Raw genomic sequence first — 21,007 nt, forward strand, 5'->3', positions numbered from 1 at the left:
CCAGATCGTCGGGCGGGAGAATCTTCGGCCGCCCATTGCGTTTGCGGATCGTGAGCGGAATGACGATGCGGATGGTGGCCGGATCGCTCATGCGGCAAGCTCCCGTTCGGCTGCGAGCATGTCACGGACCACCGCGCCAAGCCCGTCGCTGCGCAGGTCGATGGCGATGCCCTCGCGGCCAACGGTGACCCGCTCGACCAGAAGCTGGACGATGCGGGTCTGCTCCGCCGGATAGAGCGCCGCCCAGAGCTGGTCGAATTCGCCGAGCGCCTGGACGACCGCCTTCTCATCGACCGTCGGACTCTCCTCGCGAAGGGTCTTGATCGTTCGAGCCGCGATCTCGGGCGCGCGGATCATGCGGCGGATTTCGCCGACGACGGCATCCTCGATCATGCCTGCGGGCAAGCGCAGCGGGCCGCAAGTCTCGCCCATCGGGCGGTTCCGGATCAGGTCCATGGACGCGTAGTAGCGGTAAAGGCGCGTGCCCTTCTTCGTCGAGGTCGGCGTCATCGCCGTGCCGGTCTCGGTGAAGATGATCCCTTTCAGCAGGGCCGGCGTCTGGCGGCGGGTGTTCTTCGCCCGCAGGCGCGGACTCTCCTTGAGGATGCTGTGAACCTTGTCCCATAGGGCCTGATCGATGATGGCTTCGTGCTCGCCGGGATAGCTCGTCCCCTTGTGCACGGCTTCCCCGAGGTAGACCCGGTTGTTGATCAGCTTGTAGAGAAATCCCTTGTCGATCGGCTTGCCGCGCTTGGTGACGACGTCCTCGGCCGCGAGCGCTTTCGCCAGCGTCGTGGCGGAGCCTAGCCGCACGAACCGCTCGAAGATCATCCGGACCGTCGCGGCCTCGGCTGCGTTGACCACCAGCTTTCGGTCCTTGACGTCGTAGCCCAAGGGCACGTGACCGCCCATCCACATGCCTTTCATGCGGCTGGCCCTGACCTTGTCGCGGATGCGCTCGGCCGTGACCTCCCGCTCGAACTGCGCGAAGCTGAGGAGGATGTTCAGGGTCAGGCGCCCCATCGAGGTGGTGGTGTTGAACGACTGCGTGACCGAAACGAAGGTCACCTGATTGCGGTCGAAGATCTCGATGAGCCTTGCGAAGTCCATCAGCGAGCGCGACAGCCGGTCGATCTTGTAGACCACGATCACATCGATCAGCCCGGCCTCGACGTCCTGAATGAGGCGCTTCAGGCCGGGCCGTTCCAGCGTGCCACCGGAGAAGCCGCCATCGTCGTAGCGTTCGCGAATGGTGGCCCAGCCTTCCGCCTTCTGGCTCGTCACGAAGGCCTCGCAAGCCTCGCGCTGGGCATCGAGGCTGTTGAAATCCATGTCGAGCCCTTCCTCGCTCGACTTGCGGGTATAGATGGCGCAGCGCTGGCGGCGCGGCAGACAAGCGACGGCTTCCTGAGGACGGCTCATCTTGCCCCTCCGCTCTCGCTACGGGCGCTCGTCGCTGCCAACGATCCCCCGGATCGTCGTCTCGTCCCTGGCCACCGCTCCTCACCCCTCCTCGCCTCGCGCAAGCCGAAGAAGCGCCAGCCGTTCCACTGCGTGCCGGTGATGGCGCGGGCCACCGCCGACAACGACTTGAACTTGCGCCCCTGCCAGGCGAAGCCGTCAGACAGCACTGTGACGGTGTGCTCCACCCCGTCCCATTCACGCAACAAGCGGGTGCCGACCACGGGCCTGCGGGAATCCGCGATGACGCCCGAGCGCGCTGGCCTGCCCTCGATTTCGCTCGCCAGCAAGTCCAGCGCAGCCCGCGTCTCGCGGGACAGGCCGCCCAGCGTCAGTTCCTGGATCCGGTAGCCGAGCCTCAGTTCGAGATAGCTGCGGCTGTTGTTCGGAGCGGGCGTGCCGAAGAGGCTTTCCCACTTCGCCTTCAGCTCGACCACCGTCATGCGCTTCAGCGCTGCAAGCTGCGCAACCACGCTCGCCTCGCCTGCGCCCTGTTCGCCCGCCTGCCATGGCGCAGCGCCAGTCTTTCTCCTCGTTCCTGGCATCATTGCCCTCCAACTCGGCCCATCGGTTTGCGACGACCAACACGGCGTTTGAGGGCGAGAATGTCGAATGAACTCTCTGCGCTGCCTGCAGATAAAGAACTGGACTGTTCCGCCCACACACGCCTCAGCCCCGCGGCAAGAATTTGCGCGAGTTCATCGAGGCGTTCGCCCGCCGACAGACGGGCGGGCAACAGAGGGTTCGGACCGGATCGGGCGTCTTGCATGAGACCGTTCGCAACAGAAGATGGCTGGCGAAACGGTAATTGCGAAATTAAGATAATCAATTCAATTCAGATACTTATCGAAACCCGCCGCAATCATTCGAAGAGTGACGCAATTTGTCCCGGCCAATAGGTGGTCGACGATGACACGGGTGTCGCCAGTCGCATGTTCGTAAGCTTGCATTATAGCAACTCGGCAAAAGACCCAATCCGGATCGTGAATCGGTGATTGAGATGCCAGTCTTCCTTGATCGCGTCGGCTGCCTCGATCTCCAGCAACTTGGCCTTTATCAGGTGCACGATCACGTCTTGTGTGCGGAGAATCGTCAGCGGGTTGCCGGCAATGTCTGCCTCCTGGACGGCCCGTCGAATCGCACGTGAATCGTCGATCGCCAGCGCGCACCCCCTATTGAGCGCTACAGCGATGGCAGAACGCTCGCCCGCGCCCAGCCGTCCTTGCACGGAGAGGCGCAGGAAGATCTCCACCTCGGCGGGATCGTCGATACGGTGTTGCGTGATGTGACCGACCCCCAGAGCCGCGTGAAAGCGCGCCTGCTGCTCGGGGTAGGAGTCGGCGATCTCGTCCGCCACATGGTCGGTCACGATGAACGGGCTGGGGTGCGCACCGATCAGATCCATGCGGTCGACCCGCAGGAAGTTGATGATGACGGATGTGTCCGCAACGACGATCGCCGGTCCCATATGCCGCTCTCGCCATCAGTCCGTCCGCGTCGCATCCGCGAGCTCAAGGAGCTCAGCGCCGTCGACTTCGAGTTTTCTAGCGAGCTCAAGTAGACGACCGCGCGAGATCTCATCCTGACGATATGCCTCGATGGCGAGCCGCATCAGTTGGCTGCGCGGTTCCTGCTCCGGTGGTGGTGGAGCCTCTCCTTCGTCGAGCAGGTCGAAGAACCCGAACAGCCGGATGTATCGTTTGCCCATCTCCTTCTGATCGATGAGCGCTGCGGTCTCGGCCGCGCTGATATGATTGAGGCTCTTCAGGCGCCAGACGGCGGCCTCATAGCTCACACCAAAATGGCGCGCGAGCGAAGCCACGTCCTGATAGGTGATGGCCTGCGATCCGGGACGGGGGCGGATTTCAGCCTCGATACCCTTGTTTCCAGCCACGTCGAAGATGATCTGAGCCAGCCGGCTCGGTTGTCCTTTGTCCAGTTGGCGCAGTTCGTCGAGCACGCCTTCAGCCGGCATGAGAAACGCGGCGGCAAAGGCATTCGCGCGCTTCTCGACCAGCTCCGAGGCATTCTCGCGCCGCGTGGTCGTGACCGTCTCCTCGCGATCGAAGAGCGCGTGGGCATACTCGTGAGCATAGGAAAAGCGCCGTCGAACGGGCCAATGCTGAACGTTTACGAGGATCGCAAGGCCGATCGATGGATGGTTCACGAACAGTCCGGAGAGGCCGTCCGGCAGATCGGTTGCGGCCGTCCAGATGCCTTGCTCGCTGATCGTCTCTGCCATGTTGACGATCGGAGCGATGCCGAGACCGAGACGCCGCCGCTCCTCCTTCGCAACGGCCTCGCCTTGCCGTATCGCGTCGCCAACCGAGGATAGTCGGGCGGCATAGTTGGGCACGGTGAGCTCGATCGCCTGGCCAAGCAGGCCCCGGAGCCCGGCGCCTTCCCGATAGAGGTCGAGGATGTGGCGTACCTCCTGGTCGATCTCGGGCGAGCCGGCCATCTCTGGCAGCGCCCGATGGAGGACTATCGACAGGTCCTCCGCCTCCTGGCTTGGGGACAGGAAGAACGCGGTGGACTGGCCGTAGAGCTCTGCAAGCTTCGTGAGCTCCAGCGTCGATACCGCTCGGTTCCCCGATTCCATGTTGGTAACGGCCGTTCGCGGAAGTCCGAGAGCATCCGCCACGGCCTGCTGGCTCAGGCCGCGGCGCTCGCGCGCGGCCCGCAGCCGAAGCCCAAGCTGTGCTGCATCGATCATCGTTCTCATCCCTCTGCTTGGCGTGCGAATCCAAATCGGTCGGCAGCCAAGGGGCTGTCGACCACATGACAATGGTCTATCGGACATATAATGTCAACTTTTTCCTTGAAAGTCCGATTAACAGACATATGATGGCCGTCTCGGAGTCGCGGCCGCTGATGCCGCGCGTTGATGCAAGCTGTGGTTCCCGGATGGGAGGCGCCGGGACACGGAAGCCTGAAGGAGCGGTTTTCTCATGCCCGTTGTCATGCGCCTGCTTCGGAACACGCCGGGATCCGAGCTGCAGGCTTATTTCGCAGAGCGCCCCGTCGAGTTTCCCGAGCCGGTGGACTGGACCGGCTCCAACGGCGCGCTGGTCAAGCCCGTGCTGAAGGCAATCGACGCATTGAGTGAGGTCGAGCGCGAGCGTATCCGGATCGATTTCGAGCGGGCCGACCGCATGACGAGCGATGTCGGGCAGACGGCTCTCATGGACATCGCCAGTCCCGAGCAACGGGACATTCTCCGGGACATCGCCACCCGTCATGCTCGCGCCCTGTGGCTGCTTCGGAACGACGAAAAGCGCTTCCGCCGGGCCGAGGAAGCGTCGTTCTTCGAAAATTCCCGGCGCGGCAGACTGTGGGATGGCTTTGTCGCCCCCACGGGCCTCAAGGTTGGTCGGGAGGTGGTGCACCTCGAGGCTCTTGCAGGGGAAGTGAAGCAGTTCTTCCGTGAGGGCCAAAAGATCAAGATCGAGGTCTTCGATCGCAGCCGCATGGATCTGGACGGCGAGATCAAGGAGCTGGTCCAGGTCACGATCTACCGTGAGGGACTTCCAGACAGCGTCTCCGTCTTCCAGGGTGATGACCTCGAACCGCTCGTCTACAGGCCGGTCTACGAGCTGGCGTTCACTTATGAGCCGGCCAGCGGCGTGATCGAGGTGGTGGCGCAGAAGAAGGCGCGCCGCACGGAGCTCGCGCGGATGTTCGCCAAGACTCTACTGGGCCATGCGATCGAGGGGCAGCGCATCCCGCTGCGCCGTTATGATCTTTCCGTGTTCATGACGGAACGGGAGTTCGAGCGCGATCCCGAAGACGGGATCGACGACGTGCGTCTCCGCCTTGTCAAATTCGAGACCTTCGACGAGCGCGCGTTCGTTTCGATCGAAGCGAGGACGGAGGAAGCGACCGTGCATGGAGAGGCACGCCGACTGTTCGGCGAGCGCGACCCGTTTCTCGGTGGTCATCGCATCGTCGAAGCGGTCCTGTCCGTCCGTTTCAAGCCGGATACGGTCAACCCGCGGGGCCGCACCATCACCATCAAGCTGCGCCATCCCAATGGCTGTGACCTCAAGGACAAGACCGAGAAGGAGCGGCTGATCGGCGAGAAATACTTGCGGCGCTGGCGGGTGATCGAGGACCTGATCGTTTGATCGCCAAGACCGCAATCTCGACCCGCGCGTTCCGCTTCTTGCTCCAGCTGGCCGAGCAGGAGCAGCCGATGGTGACAGCGCGCGTCCTCGACGACGAGATCGGCGCCGAGGGGCGAACGCTGACCGGGCGAGCGCTTCTCGTGACTGGCAAACCCCTCGATTCGATCGATCTGGAGCTCGCTGATGGTGAAACACGGGCCCCGATCGAATTCGATCATGCCACTGGAGCTGCCCGCTGCTTCCATCCCGAGGCAGGCTTCGTCGATGTCGCTGCCGACGAGCTGCGGACCTGGCGCCTGGACACTGCCGCCTTCATGGCGCTGGTCTGCCGGCTGCTTGGGCTGCCGTCGACCCGCAAACCAATTCCCCTGGTCGATGGGCACCTCTGGGACCTGGGCGCGCCACGGCTCGGCCGACGCACGGGAATTCCAGTCTTGTTCGCTCGACGACTCGTCGCGTCCGATGTGCGAGCGTCACTGTATCCGGAGCTGAAGCTGCGGCTCGGGACCAAGCCATCCCTTCTGTTGACATCCGCTCGGTGGGTGCCGGATGACCTTACGCTTCCTGCCGTCAGCAGGATCGTTCCTGTCGAGACAGTTCTTACCTGCGGCTCTCACAACGCGGAGCTGGATCTCGATCGCCTTGCCGCGATGTCCGAGCCGAGGTCTGCTGAGGACACGCGTGAGGTCAGCCCCGTCGATTGCAGTCCGGACGGATCGTGGCTTCGTATCCACGAGCGACAGTACTTCTTCCGCGGCAAGAAGAAGCGACTTATCCGGTTGCTCTATGAGGCCTGGGCCAGAGGCACCGAATGGGTGGGCGAGGCGTGGCTTTTGGCCGAGGCTGAGTATGATTCGGACCGTATCGAGGACGTATTCAAGGATAGGCGTCCCGAGAAGCGCAACGCATGGAAGGAATACATCGAAACGCATGACGGGCAGGTTCGATTGAAAGTGCCCGCGCGCCTCTGAAAGGCGCAATCCACCGATCTTTACGCCGCCGCCCTTCGGGGCGGCTTTTTTGTCGGTGACGCAATTCCCCCTCGGTTTCCCCCCTCGCTCCCCCAGCCTTTCCCCCCGACCCGTCTGCCATCGTCTCCGCAGGTTTTCGACCAAAACCGAAGGAGACACAAATGGCTACGAAACACCTCAACCAGATCGACCTGGCTGCGCGCTGGAACATCAGCCACCGCACGCTTGAGCGCTGGCGCTGGACGGGCGAAGGTCCGCGCTTCGTCAAGCTCGGCGGTCGCGTCGTGTACCGCCTCGAAGACGTCGAGGAGTACGAGCGCGAGCAGATCCGCGCGAGCACCGCCGATCACCGGAGCCAAGCCTGCGGCGTGAGGGGGCGGTGATGACGATCTCCAACCGCATCTCCCTCGATGAGCTCCATCGCATGGCCGTCGGCGACATCGCCGCTCTGCCGGCCGAGCAGCTCGCCCTCCTGCTGGACGAGGCCACCGACGCCCTGCGCCGCGCCAGGACCGTCTGCGACTGGCTCGATGGGGCTGTCGCGCTCAAGTACGGCGATCGTGCCCACGCAGCGCGCCAGGCCGCCGGCAAGGACACCGGGACCATCCGCTTCGACGACGGCGCGGTCACCGTGATCGCCGATCTGCCGAAGCGCGTCGACTGGGCCCAGGACAAGCTCGCCGCTCTCGTCGAACGCATCCGGGCCGAGGGCGACGACCCCACCGAATACGTCGATGTCGCGATCAAGGTGCCCGAGCGCAAGTTCGCGGCCTGGCCGAGCCACATCCGCTCCGCCTTCGAGGACGCGCGCACCGTCCGCACCGGCAAGCCCAGCTTCCGTCTTTCCCTGAACAGCGAGGTGACGTCATGAGCATCACGAAGAAGCTCGCGGTGCTCCGCGAGCACCATTACGGGCTGGACAAGCTGCCCGAGACCATCCGGGTGCCGGCCCTTGGCGAGCGTCGCGACGAGACCGTCAAGCCGGTCGGGGCGGCCTCGATCGACGACCTGGCCTTCGCCCTCATCGGGCTGAACGAGCAGGCATCGGCCCTCTACCGCGAGATCGACGCGGTGCGCACCCTCCACGACGAGGCCCGCAAGGCCGGCGCGCTCGGCGCGGACATCGCGATCGACGCCCTGATCGCGGCGAAGGGAGGCAAGTGATGGCCCTCCCGATCATCTCCGCCGATCAGCGTCTCGCCGAGCCGCGCGGTATCAAGGGCACGATCTTCGGCAAGTCCGGGATCGGCAAGACCAGCCTTCTCTGGACGCTGGAGCCCGCCACTACATTGTTCATCGACCTTGAGGCGGGCGACCTCGCCATCGAGGGATGGCCCGGCGACAGCGTCCGGCCGCGCACATGGGCCGAGTGCCGCGATTTCGCGGTCTTCATCGGCGGCCCCAATCCGGCGCTGCGGGACGACCAGGTCTACAGCGAGGCCCACTTTGCGGCGGTGTGCGAGCGCTTTGGCGATCCGGCTTCGCTCGACCGCTACGAGACGATCTTCATCGACTCGATCACGGTGGCCGGACGGCTCTGCTTCCAATGGTGCAAGGGGCAGCCCGAGGCGTTCTCGGAGAAGACCGGCAAGCCCGATGTCCGCGGCGCTTACGGCCTGCACGGCCGCGAGATGATCGCGTGGCTCACGCATCTCCAGCACACGCGGGCGAAGAACGTCTGGTTCGTCGGGATCCTCGACGAGAAGCTCGACGACTTCAATCGGCGCATCTTCCAGCCGCAGATCGACGGCTCGAAGACCGGCCTCGAGCTGCCGGGCATCGTCGATGAAGTCCTGACGATGGCGGAGATCAAGGACGAGTCCGGCGCGCCCTGCCGTGCCTTCGTCTGCCAAACGCTCAACCCCTGGAACTTCCCGGCGAAGGATCGCTCCGGCCGTCTCGACCTGATCGAGGAGCCGCATCTCGGCCGCCTGATGACGAAGATCCGCGGGCCCGTGAAGCCGGCCGCCGAGCGGCTGGCCTATCGCAGCCCGCCCCCGAGCGCGACGGCGCCGACCTCCGACGCCCCCACCATTTCCGATAACGCCTGAACGAGGAGACCCCAGCCATGACTGGATCCTGGAACGATTTCAACGACGCCAAGCAGAACACCCATCTCATCCCCAAGGGCACGCTCGCCAAGGTGCGCCTGACGATCCGTCCGGGCGGCTACGACGATCCGGCGCAGGGCTGGACCGGCGGATACGCCACGCGGGGGACCACCGGCTCGGTCTATCTCTCGGGCGAGTTCACGGTTCTCGAAGGGCCCTACGCCCGGCGCAGGATCTTCACGCTGATCGGGCTCTACAGCCCCAAGGGCCCGGACTGGGCGAACATGGGCCGCAGCCTGATCCGCGGCATGCTCAACTCCGCGCGGGGCATTTCGGACAAGGACATGTCGCCTGAGGCCCAGGCCGCGCGCCGCATCAGCGGCTTTGCCGATCTCGACGGGCTCGAGTTCGTGGCGCGGATCGACATCGGCACCGACACCAACGGCGAGGAGAAGAACGAGATCCGTGCGGCCGTGACGCCCGATCACAAGGACTATGCCGCCCTCATGGGTGGCGTGCCCGGTGTGGCGGCGCAGCCGCAGGCTCAGCCTTCCCAACCCTCCATGCCCCAATCTTCCGCACCGGCGGCGGGCACGCGCCCATCGTGGGCGCAGTGAGAAAGGAGACCGGCCATGCTGCTGCGTCCCCGCCAGAAGCAGTTCGTCGAGCGCAGTCTTGCCGCGCTCGACACTCACGGCAACACTCTCGGCGTCGCTCCGACCGGAGCCGGCAAGACGATCATGCTCTCGGCGGTCACCGGCGCGATGATCGCTGGCGGTGCCAAGGCCTGCGTGCTCGCCCACCGCGACGAGCTGACCGCGCAGAACCGCAGCAAGTTCGGCCGGGTCAATCCCCGCATCACGACCTCGGTCGTCGACGCGAAGGAGAAGTCCTGGGCTGGCCAGGTCACCTTCGCCATGGTGCCGACGCTTGCGCGCAGCCGCAATCTCGGCCAGCTGCCTGCGCTCGACCTCTTGGTGATCGACGAGGCGCACCACGCGGCCGCCGACAGCTACCGGCGGATCATCGATGCTGCGCTGCAGCGCAATCCCGCCTGCCGGATCTACGGCGTCACGGCGACGCCCAATCGCGGCGACCGCAAGGGCTTGCGGGAGGTCTTCGACAACGTCGCCGACCAGATCCGGATCGGCGAACTGATTGCCTCCGGCCATCTCGTGCCGCCGCGCACCTTCGTGATCGACGTCGGCGTGACTGACCAGCTCACCAGGGTGCGCCGCACGGCCGAGGATTTCGACATGGCCGAGGTCGAGGCGATCATGAACCGCGCCCCGATCACGCAGGCCGTCATCCGCCACTGGCGGGAGAAGGCAGGCGACCGGCAGACGGTGGTGTTCTGCTCGACCGTGGACCACGCGCGCAGCGTGACCGCCGCTTTCAACGCGGCCGGCGTGCCTGCGGGGCTGATCCACGGCGACATGGCCGATAGCGACCGCAAGACGACCCTTGCGGCCTACGCCGCCGGAGAGCTGCGGGTCGTCGTCAATGTCGCGGTGCTGACCGAGGGGTGGGATCATCCGCCGACGGGCTGCGTCGTGCTGCTGCGGCCGAGTTCCTGCAAGTCGACCATGATCCAGATGGTCGGTCGCGGCCTGCGTACGGTCTCGCCCGAGGAACATCCAGGCGTCATCAAGACCGACTGCATCGTGCTCGACTTCGGCACATCGACCCTGCTGCACGGATCGCTGGAGCAGGACGTCGACCTGAACGGACGCGAGCCCTCCGGCGAGGCGCCGACCAAGGATTGCCCGGACTGCGGCGCCATCGTGCCGCTCGCCACCACCGAATGCCCGCTGTGCGGTCATGTCTGGGAGCGTCCCGAAGGCGGCGAAGCAGCGCCGCTCGGCGACTTCGTGATGAGCGAGATCGATCTCCTCAAGCGCTCGAGTTTTCGCTGGGTAGAGCTCTTCGGCGACGATGCCGCATTCATCGCCAACGGCTTCAATGCCTGGGGCGGTATCTTCTTCCTGAACGGCCGCTGGTACGGCATCGGCGGTCTGCAGAAGCAGCGGCCTCATCTCCTGGCCGTGGGCGAACGCACCGTATGCCTCGCGGCGGCGGACGACTGGCTCAACGCGCATGAGAGCGACGAGAGCGCCCACAAGACGCGCCGCTGGCTGAACCAGCCGCCCACCGAACGGCAACTTGCCTTCCTGCCGCCGGAGTACCGGCAGGACTATGGGCTCACCCGCTACCAGGCCTCGGCACTGCTGGCCTTTCGCTTCAACCGCGAGGCCATCCGCGCGCTCGTCTTCGGCGCAGCAGGCCAGGCGGATGCAGCGCTGATGCGGAGGGCGGCATGAGCCATGGCCTGTCCTACCCCCATCACGGCGGCGGATCGTCTGCGGCTCTGGCATCCGCGTGGAACGCTCTGTGCCGTCTGCCGGCGACCCACCCGTGGATTTGGCTGGTTCGACCCGGTGCCATCGAACTGGCCGCGCCCCTCGGTCTGGTTCTGCTCGATGTCCTGCCAAGGCTTCTGGACACGCTTGGCGCGGGAGCGCTGGGCCATGGTTGATCTCACGCAGCAGGAGCAGGCGGCGATCCGCGCTGCCATGAAGCCGGTCGCCGCGATCATGGAGGAGATCGGCTGGCAGGCGCGCTTCTCCGACCTCACGGAGGCGCAGGTGGTTATGCTCATCGAGGCCGCCGTCGGCGGCTTCCAGGACGCCATGCACGCCATGGCCGCCGAAGACGAGGATGTGCCATTCTGATGCTCGACTTCAATCCCCGTTCAGGCTTCGCCAACCGGCTCAACGCCGCCATCGATCGGGCGCTTGAGCTCGATCAGGCCACGCTGCCGCCCCGCGACTACCTGGGCGCGTCCCGTCTCGGGCACCCCTGCGAACGCGCGCTCCAGTTCGAGTTCGCAGGTGCGCCCAAGGATGAGGGCCAGGAGTTCTCTGGCCAGACGCTGCGGATATTCGAGATCGGACACGCGCTCGAGGCTCTTGCCATCCGCTGGCTGCGCGGCGCCGGGTTCGATCTCTATACCCGCAAGGGCGACCGGCCCGATGGCGGCCAGTTCGGCTTTTCGGTCGCGGGCGGGCGCATCCGCGGTCATGTCGACGGCATCATCGCGGCCGGGCCCGAGGGCTTCGGTCTCGCCATTCCCGCGCTCTGGGAATGCAAGACGATGAACGCCAGGAACTGGCGCGAGACTGTGGCCAAGGGCGTGGTTGTCGCGAAGCCCGTCTATGCGGCCCAGATCGCCCTCTACCAGGCCTACATGGAAGGCTCCGTTCCCGGCATCTCCGCCAATCCCGCGCTGTTTACCGCCATCAACAAGGACACCGCCGAACTGCACCACGAACTCGTGCCGTTCGACGCAGGGCTCGCCCAGCGCATGAGCGACCGCGCCGTGCGCATCCTTCAGGCGAGCGATGCAGGCGATCTGCTGCCGCGCATCGCCACGAAGCCAGACTTCCACGAGTGCCGGATGTGCCCCTGGGCAAAGCGCTGCTGGGGTCTGCCGGCATGAGCGACGACACCATCGTCCACTTCAATCCCTGGCGGGACTTCAACGATGCCGTCCCGCTCGAGGATCCCCTGGCGATCGCACCGGACGCGGACCAGATCGCCTGCTTCGTCGAGATGGTCTTCGGCCATTGCGAGGGCCTGATCCCGGTCCGCGGCTTTCCCGAGAAGGGCCGGGACGCCGCGTCGACAGGCCGCGCGCACACCATCTGGATCGAGGCGGATCAGGCGGCGCCCGAGCGGCTCGCCACCTTTGCCGCCTGGGCCGTGCGCGAGGGCGTGGCGGTCTATGTCATTCCCGGCACGGTCGAGGATGCCGGCAGGGCGAGGGCCGCCGATATCCGGCAGATCCAGACCGTCCTCGTCGATCTCGATGCGGGCGACATCGCGGCCAAGCTCGATCATCTCGTCCGCCATCTCGGGCAGCCGACCATGGTGGTCGAGAGCGGCGGGCGGACGGCGGACGGTCTCGACAAGCTGCATGTCTGGTGGCGGCTGAGCGAACCGGCCGAGGGCGAGGACCTCGCGCTGGTATGCCGCCTGCGCGGCGACATCGCGGTCAAGGTCGGCGGCGACACGCATTTCCGGTCGGCCCACCAGCCGATCCGCATGGCCGGCTCCGTCCATCACAAGGGCGGCTTGGGGCGCCTGGTCAACATCCGCAGCCACGACCCGCGGCACGAGGTGCACCTCTCCGACTTCGCGGAAGCGGTCGCCGACATGCCGCCGCTCGCCGGGGTCGGATCCGAGCCAGGCCCCTCGACGGACAAGCCCTCGATCACCGACGTCCTGACGACGCCGGTCCGTGAAGGCGGATCGGACGACTGGACCCGCTTCCAGGGGGCAAGCGCGGCGATCGGCCACTACGTCCGCATGGCGCACGAGGGCCGCATGAGCCGCGACGAGGCTTGGGAGGCGATCTGCCAGTACAATGCCGCCCAGCTGCGTCCCAGCTGGCCGCTCGAGCGGCTCGCGACCGAGACCGACCGGCTCTGGACGCTGCATGTGCAGCGCAACGGCCCGCCGCTCCTGCGCGCTGCCAATACCGAAGCACCCAGCATCGCGCTGCCGACCTTCTCGCTCGGCGCGCTGCTCGATGACACCGGTCCGATGCCCGAGGACATCATCGCGCCGCGGCTGCTGACGCCCGGAGGCATGCTGGTGCTCGGCGGCGCGCCCAAGGTCGGCAAGAGCGACTTCCTGATCAGCCTGCTCGTGCACATGGGGGCAGGCGTGCCGTTTCTCGGCTTCGCGCCGCCACGGCCGCTGCGCGTGTTCTACCTCCAGGCCGAGATCCAGTATCACTATCTGCGCGAGCGCATGCAGCAGATCGCGCTGCCCGCCGCGGTGATCACCGCTGCGCGCGACACCTTCATCGCCACCCCGAAACTGAAGATCCTGCTCGATGCCCACGGCGTAGCCTGTGCGGTCGAGGCGATCCGCGCCGCGTTCCCTGATGCCCCGGCAGACATCCTGTGCATCGACCCGATCCGCAATCTCTTCGACGGCGGGCCGGATGGTGGCGGGGAGAACGACAATGCAGCCATGATGCATTTCCTCAAGGAGCGGGTCGAGGCCCTGCGCGAGGCCGTCAACCCGGATGCAGGCGTGATCCTCGCCCATCACACCCGCAAGGCCGGCAAGCACCAGATCAAGGACGACCCCTTCCTTGCGCTCTCCGGCGCCAGCGCGCTTCGCGGCTTCTATACCTCGGGGCTGCTCATGCACCGTCCCGACGAGGACAGCACCATCCGCAAGCTGGAGATCGAGCTGCGCAACGGCCCCGCCTTGCCCCCCAAGCTGATCGACAAGGTCGGCGGCGAATGGGTCGAACTCAACCCCATCAACGAGCGTCTCGTGCGCAAAGCGCTGGGCGACAAGCTGGATGCGGAGCGCGTGCGCAAGCACGATGTCATTCTGGGCATCCTGCTCGATGAAGCGACAGAAGGGCGGCTCTACACGATCAATCAGTTCGCCGAAGCGTTCGAAAACAGGTCAGGTCTCGGCGGCAAGGATGCAATCCGCGAGCGTGTGAATGTCCTGGCGACAAAGGGCTTCGTGAAGTTCGTGCGCGACGGCACACCTTATGGGCTCGGTCCATCCAGGTCTCGTTTCGGTTTCCTGTGCGTCGAGGGAATGGTGGCTCCGGCTGCCAGTGATCTGGTTGACTCCCAAACCGGTGAGATTCTGCCAGCAACCGTCGCTGTACTGCCCACCCATTACAAATCACCGCAGACTGGCGCGCTTCTCGAAGTCGAGAACCCGCATGTGTGGGTCTATCCGGAAGGCGAGCAGTCGTGACCACCAGCATGACACCTCGCCCGAAGGTTTGCGCTCTGACCAGTTTGAACCAGATGGGGTTCAGTCCCGAAACTGCTCCGCCAACGCTGCGCGGCCCTTCGCTCCGGCTCGTTGCGACCAGATTGGGCGCCTTGCCGAAACTACCCCGTCAGAACTGCGCAGCAACCAGAACGGCTGCGTTGCAACCAGATTGGGTCGGTGGAGCCGTCAGGAACTCCCCAAACTGGAAATTCCCATTCCATATCAGCGCTTTGATGGGGGCGCTAAGTTTAGGGGGTGAAAGCCACCCCCTTCGGGGGTGGGGGAGAACCGCGCCGAGCGGGTTCTCCCACTCCCACCCCCAGGGGCTTCGCGCGCGCAGGTACCTTGCCGTCCATCCCCTCACCGACATCAGACGAGAAGGACCCACCACCATGAGCCAGTGCCCATCACCCCGCCCCAAGAGCGTGCCCCATCCGACTCCGGTCATCTCGACATCCGCGGGCGGCGCCATTCTCGCCCTGGATCTCGGCACCACCACGGGCTGGGCGAGCCTGGCGGGCGGGATCGTGCACAGCGGAACCGCAAGCTTCCGCTCCGGCCGCTACGATGGCGGCGGCATGCGATACCTGCGCTTCCAGCACTGGCTCGAACAGCTGGCCAGCGACTGTGGCGGTCTTGCCGCGATCCATTTCGAGGAGGTCCGGCGCCATGCCGGAACCGATGCCGCCCACCTCTACGGCGGCTTTATGGCGACGCTGACTGCCTGGTGCGAGCGCGAGGGCATCCCCTATCAGGGCGTGCCCGTGGGTACGATCAAGCGCTTCGCCACGGGCAAGGGCAACGCCGGCAAGGCCGCTGTCATGGCCGCCGTTCGCGCCCGCGGCTTCTCGCCCGCAGACGACAATGAAGCCGACGCCATCGCCATCCTCCTCTGGGCGCTTGCGACCCGGGGAGGTGTGCGGTGAGGTGGACGCCGATCATGGTCGAGGAGCGTCTCACCGAGGCCGCATCGGTCTTGCGACGGCTGCCCGAGCCGCGACGGCAAGGCTATTTCAACCTCTGGCCTGCGATCCGCAGGAGCGCCGAAGAGATGGCCCAGATGGAGCCGCGGCCCCTGCGCATCGCGCCCTCGCCGGTCGCGATCAGCCGGATGGAGGAGACACTCGGCTGGACCACAGGGCTCGACCCCGTCGACAGCCGGATCGTCTGGCTGCGTGCCTATGGCGCACGCTGGAAGACGATCTGCTGCACCGTGGGATTGCAGCGCTCAGCAGCGCATGAGCACTGGCGCTATGCGTTGTGCGTGATCGCATGGCGGCTGAATCAACGGAAAGTCCCGCAGCTCCGATCGCGACGCCATGTGATCGAGATGGTCACGACCGCGTGCCAGGATCCGGATAGTTCTCATGGCTGACGCCTTGTCCGTACACTGTCCGTATGTTAGGGAGCTCCACAGGAGATCAGCCATGCCTGCAGCCGAAGCCAGATCCGAACGTATCGAAGTGCGCACCACGCCGAGCATGAAGGCGCTCCTGCAGCAAGCGGCCCGCTTCTCGCGCAAGAACGTGACGGAGTTCCTGCTTGAGGCGGGCATCCAGGCCGCCGAGGAGGCGCTGGTCGATAGGCGCTTGTTCCGGCTGGACGATGCCCAGTGGCAAGCCTTCCAGGATGTTCTCGATCGTCCCGTCCAGAGCAAGCCGCGCCTTGCCAGACTGCTTGCCGAAAAGAGCGTGCTTGAGTGACGGCACAAACCCAGGCGTTCTCTCCCGTCAAGAAGCTCGATGCCTCCCATGAGGTCGATGCGTTCGATTGCGGCAAGGAGCCTCTGAACCGTTTCCTGCAACGCCATGCACTGGTCAACCAGAAGGCGGGCAGTGCGCAGACCTGGGTTGTCTGCCGCGGCGAGCAGCGTGTCGTGGGCTACTACAGCCTTGCGGTCGGCGCCGTCGAACATGCCGGTGCACCTGGTCGGGTCAGCAAGGGGCTTGCCCGTCATCCGATGCCGGTGATGCTTCTCGCGCGCCTTGCCATCGACCGCTCCGAGCAGGGCAAGGGGCTGGGCAAGGCCTTGCTCAGGGACGCGCTGCTGCGCACGGCGCAGGCGGCAGACATTGCCGGCATCCGGGCACTGCTCGTTCATGCCAAGGACGATGAGGCCCGGGCCTGGTACGAGCGGTTCGATTTCGAGCCGAGCCCTTCCGATCCCTATCATCTCTTCCTGCTGATGAAAGACCTGCGAGCGATACTCGGCGCGTGAGCGCAATCTTGCTAAGCGAGGCGAAAGGTGTCCGCCGGACACTTTTCGAAGAGACAAAAAGCCCGGTTCTTGGGTAGTTTCTGCCTATCCTCAGGCGAGGCGCGCGTCGCGGTCACGAGCGCGGCTTGCACGGGCATGTTATAACTGTCATAATAACAGGCATTCTGGAAGCAGGCAGTGCAGCGATGACGACTCAACTCAAGGTCACGACGATCGGCAATTCGGTCGGGGTGGTCCTGCCCCGCGATCTGCTGGCGCGCCTGCGGGTGGCAAAGGGCGATATGCTCTATGCGATCGAGACACCGAACGGCATCGAGCTGACCCCTTATGATCCGGACTTTGCTGTGCAGTTCGAACTGGCCGAGGCGCTGATGCGCGAGGATCGGGACGTGCTCAAGAAACTGGCGGAATGACCGAGCCGGTCTGGCTGCGCGAGGACGTCGTGCGGGCCATTCATCGCCGCCAGATTGCCGAGCATGGTGGGCTGGATGGCTTGCGTGACGCAGGGCTGCTTGCCTCGGCGCTCGAACGGCCGAAAGCGCTTCTTGCCTATGGCGAGCCTCCGCCTGATCTGGCAGCGCTGACCGCAGCCTGTGCCTGGGGGATTGCCCGCAATCATCCCTTTGTCGATGGCAACAAGCGCGTGGCTCTCGTGGTCCTGCGCCTGTTCCTGCGGCTCAATGGCCATGATCTCATCGCCAGCGCGGCCGAGAAGTACGAGATGATCATGCGGCTGGCCGCCGGCACGCTGGACGAGGCGGAGCTGGCCGAATGGGTGCGCGGCCATCTGGCAACATGCAGCCGATGACACTCTGATCGGTTGGTTCCTTCCCGGGCATTTTCGGATGCTGGCGGGCGAGGCGCGGCGTAGCGCCAGCGACAGGGCCGATTTTTTGGGAAGCCACCCCCGTCTGAGGGAAGCCACCGGCTGCCGGAGGGCACAGGAAAACCGCGTGATTTCTGCTGGATAGCCGCAAGTCCGGGCGAGCTGCCGGGTGGCTTCTTACTGGATTCCGGAATCCACCCGGAGTCCACAGGCAATCCACCGTGGAGTCCACCGTGGAATCCACCCTCCCGTTCGCCCATTCGAGCACGCTGGCCATCGGCCGCATGCGCATCGAGGCTTCGCCCGCTGAGCCAGCCTGGCCAATCAGCGGCCACCCGCGCGGGTGCGCCCCTCCCGCGTTCCTGACCCTTTATCGTTCCTTTCTGCCCATGACCCTTGCCTTTGCCCCCGACCGCATCGAGACGTGGCCGCTCGAGCGCCTCAGGCCCTATGCCCAGAACGCGAAGCAGCATGGGCCCGATCAGGTGGCGCGGATCGCTGCCAGCATGGCCGCGTTCGGCTGGACCGTGCCGTGCCTGGTTGCCGAGGACGGCGAGTTGATCGCCGGGCACGGGCGGGTGCTCGCCGCGATGGAGCTGGGGCTGACCGAGGCTCCGGTGATCGTGCTGGCGCATCTGACCGAGGCCCAGCGCCGCGCCTACCGCATCGCCGACAACCGGCTGACCGAACTCGGCACCTGGGACGAGGCGCTGCTGGCGGGCGAACTGAGGCACCTGCTGGCCGAGGACTTCGATCTGGGGCTCACCGGCTTTGCCGATGGCGAACTCGACCGGCTGCTGGCGCTCGATCCCGAAGCGGGCGATGAGGATGGCGGCGCTTCGGTTCCGCCGGTGACCATCCCCGAGCCGCCGCGCAACCCGGCCTCGCGCAGGGGCGACCTGTGGATCCTCGGGCACCACCGGTTGCTCTGCGGTGACAGCACCAACCATGAGGACGTCCGCCGCCTGATGAACGGCGAGCGGGCGATCCTGTTCGCCACCGATCCGCCCTATCTGGTCGATTACGACGGCACCAACCATCCCACGCAGAACAAGGACTGGAGCCGGTCCTATGGCGTCACCTGGGACGACAGTGCGCAGGGCGCCGAACTCTACGACGGCTTCATCGCCGCCGCCATTGCCGAGGCGATCGCCGAGGATGCCGCCTGGTATTGCTGGCATGCCTCGCGCCGCCAGGCGATGCTGGAAGCATGCTGGGAGAAGGCCGGCGCCTTCGTTCACCAGCAGATCGTCTGGGTCAAGGACCGCGGGGTGCTCACCCGCTCGCATTACCTGTGGAAGCACGAGCCCTGCTTCATGGGCTGGCGCCGTCCGCACCGCCCGCCCAAGGTGGCCGAGGAGACGCTGCCCTCGACCTGGGAGATGGCCGTGCCCGCCGGTGAGGAGCGGCCCGATCATCCCACGCCCAAGCCGGTGGATGCCTTCGCCATCCCGATGCGCCAGCATGTGGCGCGCGGCGGCCTGTGCTACGAGCCGTTCTGCGGCTCGGGCACGCAGATCATCGCCGGCGAGGAGAACGGCCGGCGCGTTCATGCCATGGAGATCAGCCCGGCCTATGTCGATGTGGCGGTCGAGCGCTGGCAGGCCGCCACGGGCCGCGCCGCCATCCTTGAGGGCGACGGCCGCACCTTCGCGCAGGTGAAGGCCGAGCGGCTGAAGGGCGCGCAGCCGCCTCCCGCGGACGGCACCGAGGCCGAAGCTGGCGAGGCAGTGTCCGAAGCAAGACCCAGGCGCAGGCGGGCGAGGTAGGGCCATGTGGACCGTCCGGGAGATGTGCGAGGCCTGCGGGCTGGGCACGTGGCAGTTGGGCCAGTGGATCACGCGGGGCCATTATCGGCCGTCACAGGCGGTCAGGCCGGGCCAGCGGCGGCTGTTCGACTGGTGCGATCTGGCCTGTCTTGCCGTGATGGCCGAGCTGTGTGCCCTGTCGCTGGAGCCGCATGAGGCAGGGCGTCTGGTCGCCGAGCTGCGCGGCCTGCTGGAGCAGCGCGGTTGTGTGCACCAAGACATGGCGCTGTTCCTCGTCCTGGCACGATGGGATGAGAGCAGCGACTTCGCCGAGACGGTCTGGCTGAGTGATGACGCTGGTCTGCCCGCCATCGTGTGCCGCCGTCCGAAGACCTGCCTGATCGTCGACGTGGCCGGTGCATATCGGGCCGCGCTGGCGCGGATCGGGCAGAGAGAGCGGCCATGAAGCAGTCCCGCGTGATGTCGCTGATGGAGTCGCTGGCCAATGTGGTGGTGGGTTATGGCGTGGCGGTGGTGACGCAGCTTGTGGTCTTCCCGCTGTTCGGCCTGCACACGACGCTTGCTGCCAACCTGATGATGGGCGCGGTGTTCACGCTGGTGAGCGTGGTGCGCTCCTATGGGCTGCGGCGGCTGTTCGAGCATCTGCGCGAGCGCCGGGCGCTGACGGGAGGTGACCGGGTCGGGACATGACGAAGGGCATGAGCGAGCGGCAGTATGCGGCCCATGCCGGCATCTCGCGCGGCGCGGTGCAGAAGGCGCGCGCGGCCGGGCGGCTGGTGCTGCATCCCGACGGCTCGATCGATGCCGCCGCGTCGGACGCCAGGCGCGCCCAGTTCACCGATCCTGCCAGATCGCGGCGCGCGGCCAGTTCCTCGATCGGGACCGAGGGCGCCAGGCCCGTGCCCGAGGCGGCGGTGGCGGCGGTGGGCGAGACCCTGCGCGAACAGGGGCTGGCCAGCACCAGCGGCTCGGGAGGCACGACCTTCCTGCAGGCCCGGACCGCAAACGAGGTGCTGAAAGCCCAGGAGCGCCGCCTGCGGTTGCAGAAGCTCAAGGGCGAGCTGGTCGAGCGTGACCGGGCCGCGGCGCTGGTGTTCCGCATGGCGCGCGAGGAGCGCGAGGCGTGGATCACCTGGCCGGCGCGGGTGGCGGCGCTGATGGCGTCGGAACTGGGTGTGGAGGTGGCGGCGATGCAGAAGATCCTGGAGGACCATGTCCGCAGCCACCTCGAGGAGCTCGCCGCACCGCGCGCACCCGACTTCGCCTGAGGCTTCGGGCGGGAACGAGGCCTTCGCCGGCGCAGAGGCGCTTCGGCGTGCCTGGTCGCGGGGGCTGGCACCTGATGCGCGGCTGAGTGTCTCGCAATGGGCTGATAGCCACCGGGTGCTCTCGGGCCGGGCTTCGGCCGAACCGGGCCGCTACCGCACGGCGCGCACGCCCTACATGCGTGAGGTCATGGACCGGCTGAGCGTGCACGATCCGGTGCAGCGGGTAGTGTTCATGAAGGCCGCGCAGGTCGGCGCGACCGAGGCCGGCAACAACTGGATCGGCTATGTCATCCACCAGGCGCCGGGGCCGATGCTCGCGGTCCAGCCCACGGTGGAGCTGGCCAAGCGCCATTCGCGCCAGCGCATCGATCCGCTGATCGCCGAAAGCCCGGCGCTGCGGGAGCGGGTGAAGCCTGCCCGGTCCCGCGATGCCGGCAACACCATGCTGTCGAAGGAGTTCGCGGGCGGCATCCTGATCATGACGGGCGCGAACTCGGCC

26 protein-coding genes are annotated in these 21,007 nt (G+C 66.2%); 22 read left to right on the forward strand and 4 right to left on the reverse strand.

What is annotated here, in order from left to right; all coding sequences use genetic code 11:
* Positions 1-87: 87 nt before the first annotated feature.
* The 4 genes from G524_RS0111420 to G524_RS0111435 all read right to left on the reverse strand — a co-directional run bounded on the left by G524_RS0111420 (position 88) and on the right by G524_RS0111435 (position 4,177).
* Positions 88-1,422 carry a recombinase family protein gene (locus G524_RS0111420; RefSeq protein WP_027443828.1) on the reverse strand — a complete coding sequence of 445 codons (1,335 nt, stop codon included), beginning with the start codon at positions 1,420-1,422 and terminating at the stop codon, positions 88-90.
* Positions 1,419-2,009, reverse strand: coding sequence for a DUF2924 domain-containing protein (locus G524_RS15805; RefSeq protein WP_245561359.1), 591 nt, complete (start codon positions 2,007-2,009; stop codon positions 1,419-1,421). The genes G524_RS0111420 and G524_RS15805 overlap by 4 nt, the downstream gene beginning before the upstream one ends.
* Positions 2,010-2,410: 401 nt before the next feature.
* Complete coding sequence (locus tag G524_RS0111430) at positions 2,411-2,929, reverse strand: PIN domain-containing protein (protein WP_027443829.1); 519 nt, start codon at positions 2,927-2,929, stop codon at positions 2,411-2,413.
* Positions 2,930-2,944: 15 nt separating this feature from the next.
* Positions 2,945-4,177, reverse strand: a complete 1,233-nt coding sequence (locus G524_RS0111435; protein ID WP_027443830.1) for a helix-turn-helix domain-containing protein — start codon at positions 4,175-4,177, stop codon at positions 2,945-2,947.
* A gap of 235 nt (positions 4,178-4,412) precedes the next feature.
* Here G524_RS0111435 and G524_RS0111440 point away from each other — a divergent pair, with 235 nt between their 5' ends.
* The 22 genes from G524_RS0111440 to G524_RS16675 all read left to right on the forward strand — a co-directional run.
* Positions 4,413-5,588 (forward strand): hypothetical protein, encoded by a 1,176-nt coding sequence (locus tag G524_RS0111440; RefSeq protein WP_027443831.1) that lies wholly within the window; start codon positions 4,413-4,415, stop codon positions 5,586-5,588.
* Positions 5,585-6,559 (forward strand): hypothetical protein, encoded by a 975-nt coding sequence (locus tag G524_RS0111445; RefSeq protein ID WP_027443832.1) that lies wholly within the window; start codon positions 5,585-5,587, stop codon positions 6,557-6,559. Before G524_RS0111440 ends, G524_RS0111445 begins: the two co-directional genes overlap by 4 nt.
* 161 nt (positions 6,560-6,720) lie before the next feature.
* Complete coding sequence (locus G524_RS0111450; protein ID WP_027443833.1) at positions 6,721-6,942, forward strand: helix-turn-helix transcriptional regulator; 222 nt, start codon at positions 6,721-6,723, stop codon at positions 6,940-6,942.
* Positions 6,942-7,430, forward strand: a complete 489-nt coding sequence (locus G524_RS0111455) for a hypothetical protein (RefSeq protein WP_027443834.1) — start codon at positions 6,942-6,944, stop codon at positions 7,428-7,430. Before G524_RS0111450 ends, G524_RS0111455 begins: the two co-directional genes overlap by 1 nt.
* A complete protein-coding gene (locus G524_RS0111460) occupies positions 7,427-7,723 on the forward strand; it encodes a hypothetical protein (protein WP_027443835.1) in 297 nt (98 codons plus the stop codon). The genes G524_RS0111455 and G524_RS0111460 overlap by 4 nt, the downstream gene beginning before the upstream one ends.
* The gene (locus G524_RS0111465) at positions 7,723-8,610 is read left to right on the forward strand and encodes an ATP-binding protein (RefSeq protein WP_027443836.1); all 888 of its coding nucleotides are present in this window, start codon (positions 7,723-7,725) and stop codon (positions 8,608-8,610) included. The genes G524_RS0111460 and G524_RS0111465 overlap by 1 nt, the downstream gene beginning before the upstream one ends.
* 17 nt (positions 8,611-8,627) lie before the next feature.
* Positions 8,628-9,227 carry a hypothetical protein gene (locus G524_RS0111470; protein WP_027443837.1) on the forward strand — a complete coding sequence of 200 codons (600 nt, stop codon included), beginning with the start codon at positions 8,628-8,630 and terminating at the stop codon, positions 9,225-9,227.
* A gap of 15 nt (positions 9,228-9,242) precedes the next feature.
* Complete coding sequence (locus G524_RS0111475) at positions 9,243-10,931, forward strand: DEAD/DEAH box helicase (RefSeq protein ID WP_027443838.1); 1,689 nt, start codon at positions 9,243-9,245, stop codon at positions 10,929-10,931.
* Positions 10,932-11,138: 207 nt separating this feature from the next.
* Positions 11,139-11,342, forward strand: coding sequence for a DUF6511 domain-containing protein (locus G524_RS0111480; protein ID WP_027443839.1), 204 nt, complete (start codon positions 11,139-11,141; stop codon positions 11,340-11,342).
* A complete protein-coding gene (locus G524_RS0111485; protein ID WP_036857866.1) occupies positions 11,342-12,109 on the forward strand; it encodes a hypothetical protein in 768 nt (255 codons plus the stop codon). The genes G524_RS0111480 and G524_RS0111485 overlap by 1 nt, the downstream gene beginning before the upstream one ends.
* Positions 12,106-14,406, forward strand: coding sequence for an AAA family ATPase (locus G524_RS0111490; protein ID WP_051221184.1), 2,301 nt, complete (start codon positions 12,106-12,108; stop codon positions 14,404-14,406). Before G524_RS0111485 ends, G524_RS0111490 begins: the two co-directional genes overlap by 4 nt.
* Positions 14,407-14,819: 413 nt before the next feature.
* Entirely contained in the window at positions 14,820-15,353 is a 534-nt protein-coding gene (locus tag G524_RS0111495; RefSeq protein ID WP_245561360.1) for a hypothetical protein, read from the forward strand.
* 14 nt (positions 15,354-15,367) lie between these two features.
* Positions 15,368-15,802: a DUF6362 family protein gene (locus G524_RS0111500; protein ID WP_036857872.1), complete on the forward strand. Its 435-nt coding sequence runs from the start codon at positions 15,368-15,370 to the stop codon at positions 15,800-15,802.
* Positions 15,803-15,854: 52 nt separating this feature from the next.
* Positions 15,855-16,130: a type II toxin-antitoxin system TacA family antitoxin gene (locus tag G524_RS0111505; protein WP_027443844.1), complete on the forward strand. Its 276-nt coding sequence runs from the start codon at positions 15,855-15,857 to the stop codon at positions 16,128-16,130.
* Complete coding sequence (locus G524_RS0111510; RefSeq protein WP_027443845.1) at positions 16,127-16,645, forward strand: GNAT family N-acetyltransferase; 519 nt, start codon at positions 16,127-16,129, stop codon at positions 16,643-16,645. The genes G524_RS0111505 and G524_RS0111510 overlap by 4 nt, the downstream gene beginning before the upstream one ends.
* Before the next feature lie 185 nt (positions 16,646-16,830).
* Positions 16,831-17,058 (forward strand): AbrB/MazE/SpoVT family DNA-binding domain-containing protein, encoded by a 228-nt coding sequence (locus G524_RS0111515; protein ID WP_027443846.1) that lies wholly within the window; start codon positions 16,831-16,833, stop codon positions 17,056-17,058.
* Positions 17,055-17,453 (forward strand): type II toxin-antitoxin system death-on-curing family toxin, encoded by a 399-nt coding sequence (locus G524_RS0111520; RefSeq protein ID WP_027443847.1) that lies wholly within the window; start codon positions 17,055-17,057, stop codon positions 17,451-17,453. The genes G524_RS0111515 and G524_RS0111520 overlap by 4 nt, the downstream gene beginning before the upstream one ends.
* Before the next feature lie 407 nt (positions 17,454-17,860).
* The gene (locus G524_RS0111525) at positions 17,861-19,240 is read left to right on the forward strand and encodes a site-specific DNA-methyltransferase (protein WP_027443848.1); all 1,380 of its coding nucleotides are present in this window, start codon (positions 17,861-17,863) and stop codon (positions 19,238-19,240) included.
* 4 nt (positions 19,241-19,244) lie between these two features.
* On the forward strand, positions 19,245-19,685 hold the full coding sequence (locus G524_RS0111530; protein WP_027443849.1) for a hypothetical protein: 441 nt from the start codon (positions 19,245-19,247) through the stop codon (positions 19,683-19,685).
* Entirely contained in the window at positions 19,682-19,930 is a 249-nt protein-coding gene (locus G524_RS0111535) for a DUF7220 family protein (RefSeq protein WP_027443850.1), read from the forward strand. The genes G524_RS0111530 and G524_RS0111535 overlap by 4 nt, the downstream gene beginning before the upstream one ends.
* Positions 19,931-19,938: 8 nt before the next feature.
* Positions 19,939-20,508, forward strand: coding sequence for a hypothetical protein (locus G524_RS0111540; RefSeq protein ID WP_027443851.1), 570 nt, complete (start codon positions 19,939-19,941; stop codon positions 20,506-20,508).
* Positions 20,453-21,007, forward strand: a 555-nt coding sequence (locus G524_RS16675) for a phage terminase large subunit family protein (protein ID WP_211219352.1), incomplete at its 3' end; no start/stop codon positions are given. The genes G524_RS0111540 and G524_RS16675, both read left to right, overlap by 56 nt.

The organism is Erythrobacter cryptus DSM 12079, assembly GCF_000422985.1.
Classification (GTDB): domain Bacteria; phylum Pseudomonadota; class Alphaproteobacteria; order Sphingomonadales; family Sphingomonadaceae; genus Erythrobacter; species Erythrobacter cryptus.

Excerpts from the sequence above, each read along its gene's own strand:
- G524_RS0111440 (WP_027443831.1), top strand. The coding sequence starts at position 4,413 with ATGCCCGTTGTCATGCGCCTGCTTCGGAACACGCCGGGATCCGAGCTG.
- G524_RS0111430 (WP_027443829.1), bottom strand. The coding sequence starts at position 2,929 with ATGGGACCGGCGATCGTCGTTGCGGACACATCCGTCATCATCAACTTC.
- G524_RS0111500 (WP_036857872.1), top strand. The coding sequence starts at position 15,368 with ATGGTCGAGGAGCGTCTCACCGAGGCCGCATCGGTCTTGCGACGGCTG.
- G524_RS0111520 (WP_027443847.1), top strand. The coding sequence starts at position 17,055 with ATGACCGAGCCGGTCTGGCTGCGCGAGGACGTCGTGCGGGCCATTCAT.
- G524_RS0111535 (WP_027443850.1), top strand. The coding sequence starts at position 19,682 with ATGAAGCAGTCCCGCGTGATGTCGCTGATGGAGTCGCTGGCCAATGTG.
- G524_RS0111525 (WP_027443848.1), top strand. The coding sequence starts at position 17,861 with ATGACCCTTGCCTTTGCCCCCGACCGCATCGAGACGTGGCCGCTCGAG.
- G524_RS0111530 (WP_027443849.1), top strand. The coding sequence starts at position 19,245 with ATGTGGACCGTCCGGGAGATGTGCGAGGCCTGCGGGCTGGGCACGTGG.
- G524_RS0111495 (WP_245561360.1), top strand. The coding sequence starts at position 14,820 with ATGAGCCAGTGCCCATCACCCCGCCCCAAGAGCGTGCCCCATCCGACT.
- G524_RS0111435 (WP_027443830.1), bottom strand. The coding sequence starts at position 4,177 with ATGATCGATGCAGCACAGCTTGGGCTTCGGCTGCGGGCCGCGCGCGAG.
- G524_RS0111450 (WP_027443833.1), top strand. The coding sequence starts at position 6,721 with ATGGCTACGAAACACCTCAACCAGATCGACCTGGCTGCGCGCTGGAAC.
- G524_RS15805 (WP_245561359.1), bottom strand. The coding sequence starts at position 2,009 with ATGATGCCAGGAACGAGGAGAAAGACTGGCGCTGCGCCATGGCAGGCG.
- G524_RS0111515 (WP_027443846.1), top strand. The coding sequence starts at position 16,831 with ATGACGACTCAACTCAAGGTCACGACGATCGGCAATTCGGTCGGGGTG.
- G524_RS0111465 (WP_027443836.1), top strand. The coding sequence starts at position 7,723 with ATGGCCCTCCCGATCATCTCCGCCGATCAGCGTCTCGCCGAGCCGCGC.
- G524_RS0111475 (WP_027443838.1), top strand. The coding sequence starts at position 9,243 with ATGCTGCTGCGTCCCCGCCAGAAGCAGTTCGTCGAGCGCAGTCTTGCC.
- G524_RS0111490 (WP_051221184.1), top strand. The coding sequence starts at position 12,106 with ATGAGCGACGACACCATCGTCCACTTCAATCCCTGGCGGGACTTCAAC.
- G524_RS0111460 (WP_027443835.1), top strand. The coding sequence starts at position 7,427 with ATGAGCATCACGAAGAAGCTCGCGGTGCTCCGCGAGCACCATTACGGG.
- G524_RS0111485 (WP_036857866.1), top strand. The coding sequence starts at position 11,342 with ATGCTCGACTTCAATCCCCGTTCAGGCTTCGCCAACCGGCTCAACGCC.
- G524_RS0111480 (WP_027443839.1), top strand. The coding sequence starts at position 11,139 with ATGGTTGATCTCACGCAGCAGGAGCAGGCGGCGATCCGCGCTGCCATG.
- G524_RS0111455 (WP_027443834.1), top strand. The coding sequence starts at position 6,942 with ATGACGATCTCCAACCGCATCTCCCTCGATGAGCTCCATCGCATGGCC.
- G524_RS0111505 (WP_027443844.1), top strand. The coding sequence starts at position 15,855 with ATGCCTGCAGCCGAAGCCAGATCCGAACGTATCGAAGTGCGCACCACG.
- G524_RS0111540 (WP_027443851.1), top strand. The coding sequence starts at position 19,939 with ATGAGCGAGCGGCAGTATGCGGCCCATGCCGGCATCTCGCGCGGCGCG.
- G524_RS0111470 (WP_027443837.1), top strand. The coding sequence starts at position 8,628 with ATGACTGGATCCTGGAACGATTTCAACGACGCCAAGCAGAACACCCAT.
- G524_RS0111420 (WP_027443828.1), bottom strand. The coding sequence starts at position 1,422 with ATGAGCCGTCCTCAGGAAGCCGTCGCTTGTCTGCCGCGCCGCCAGCGC.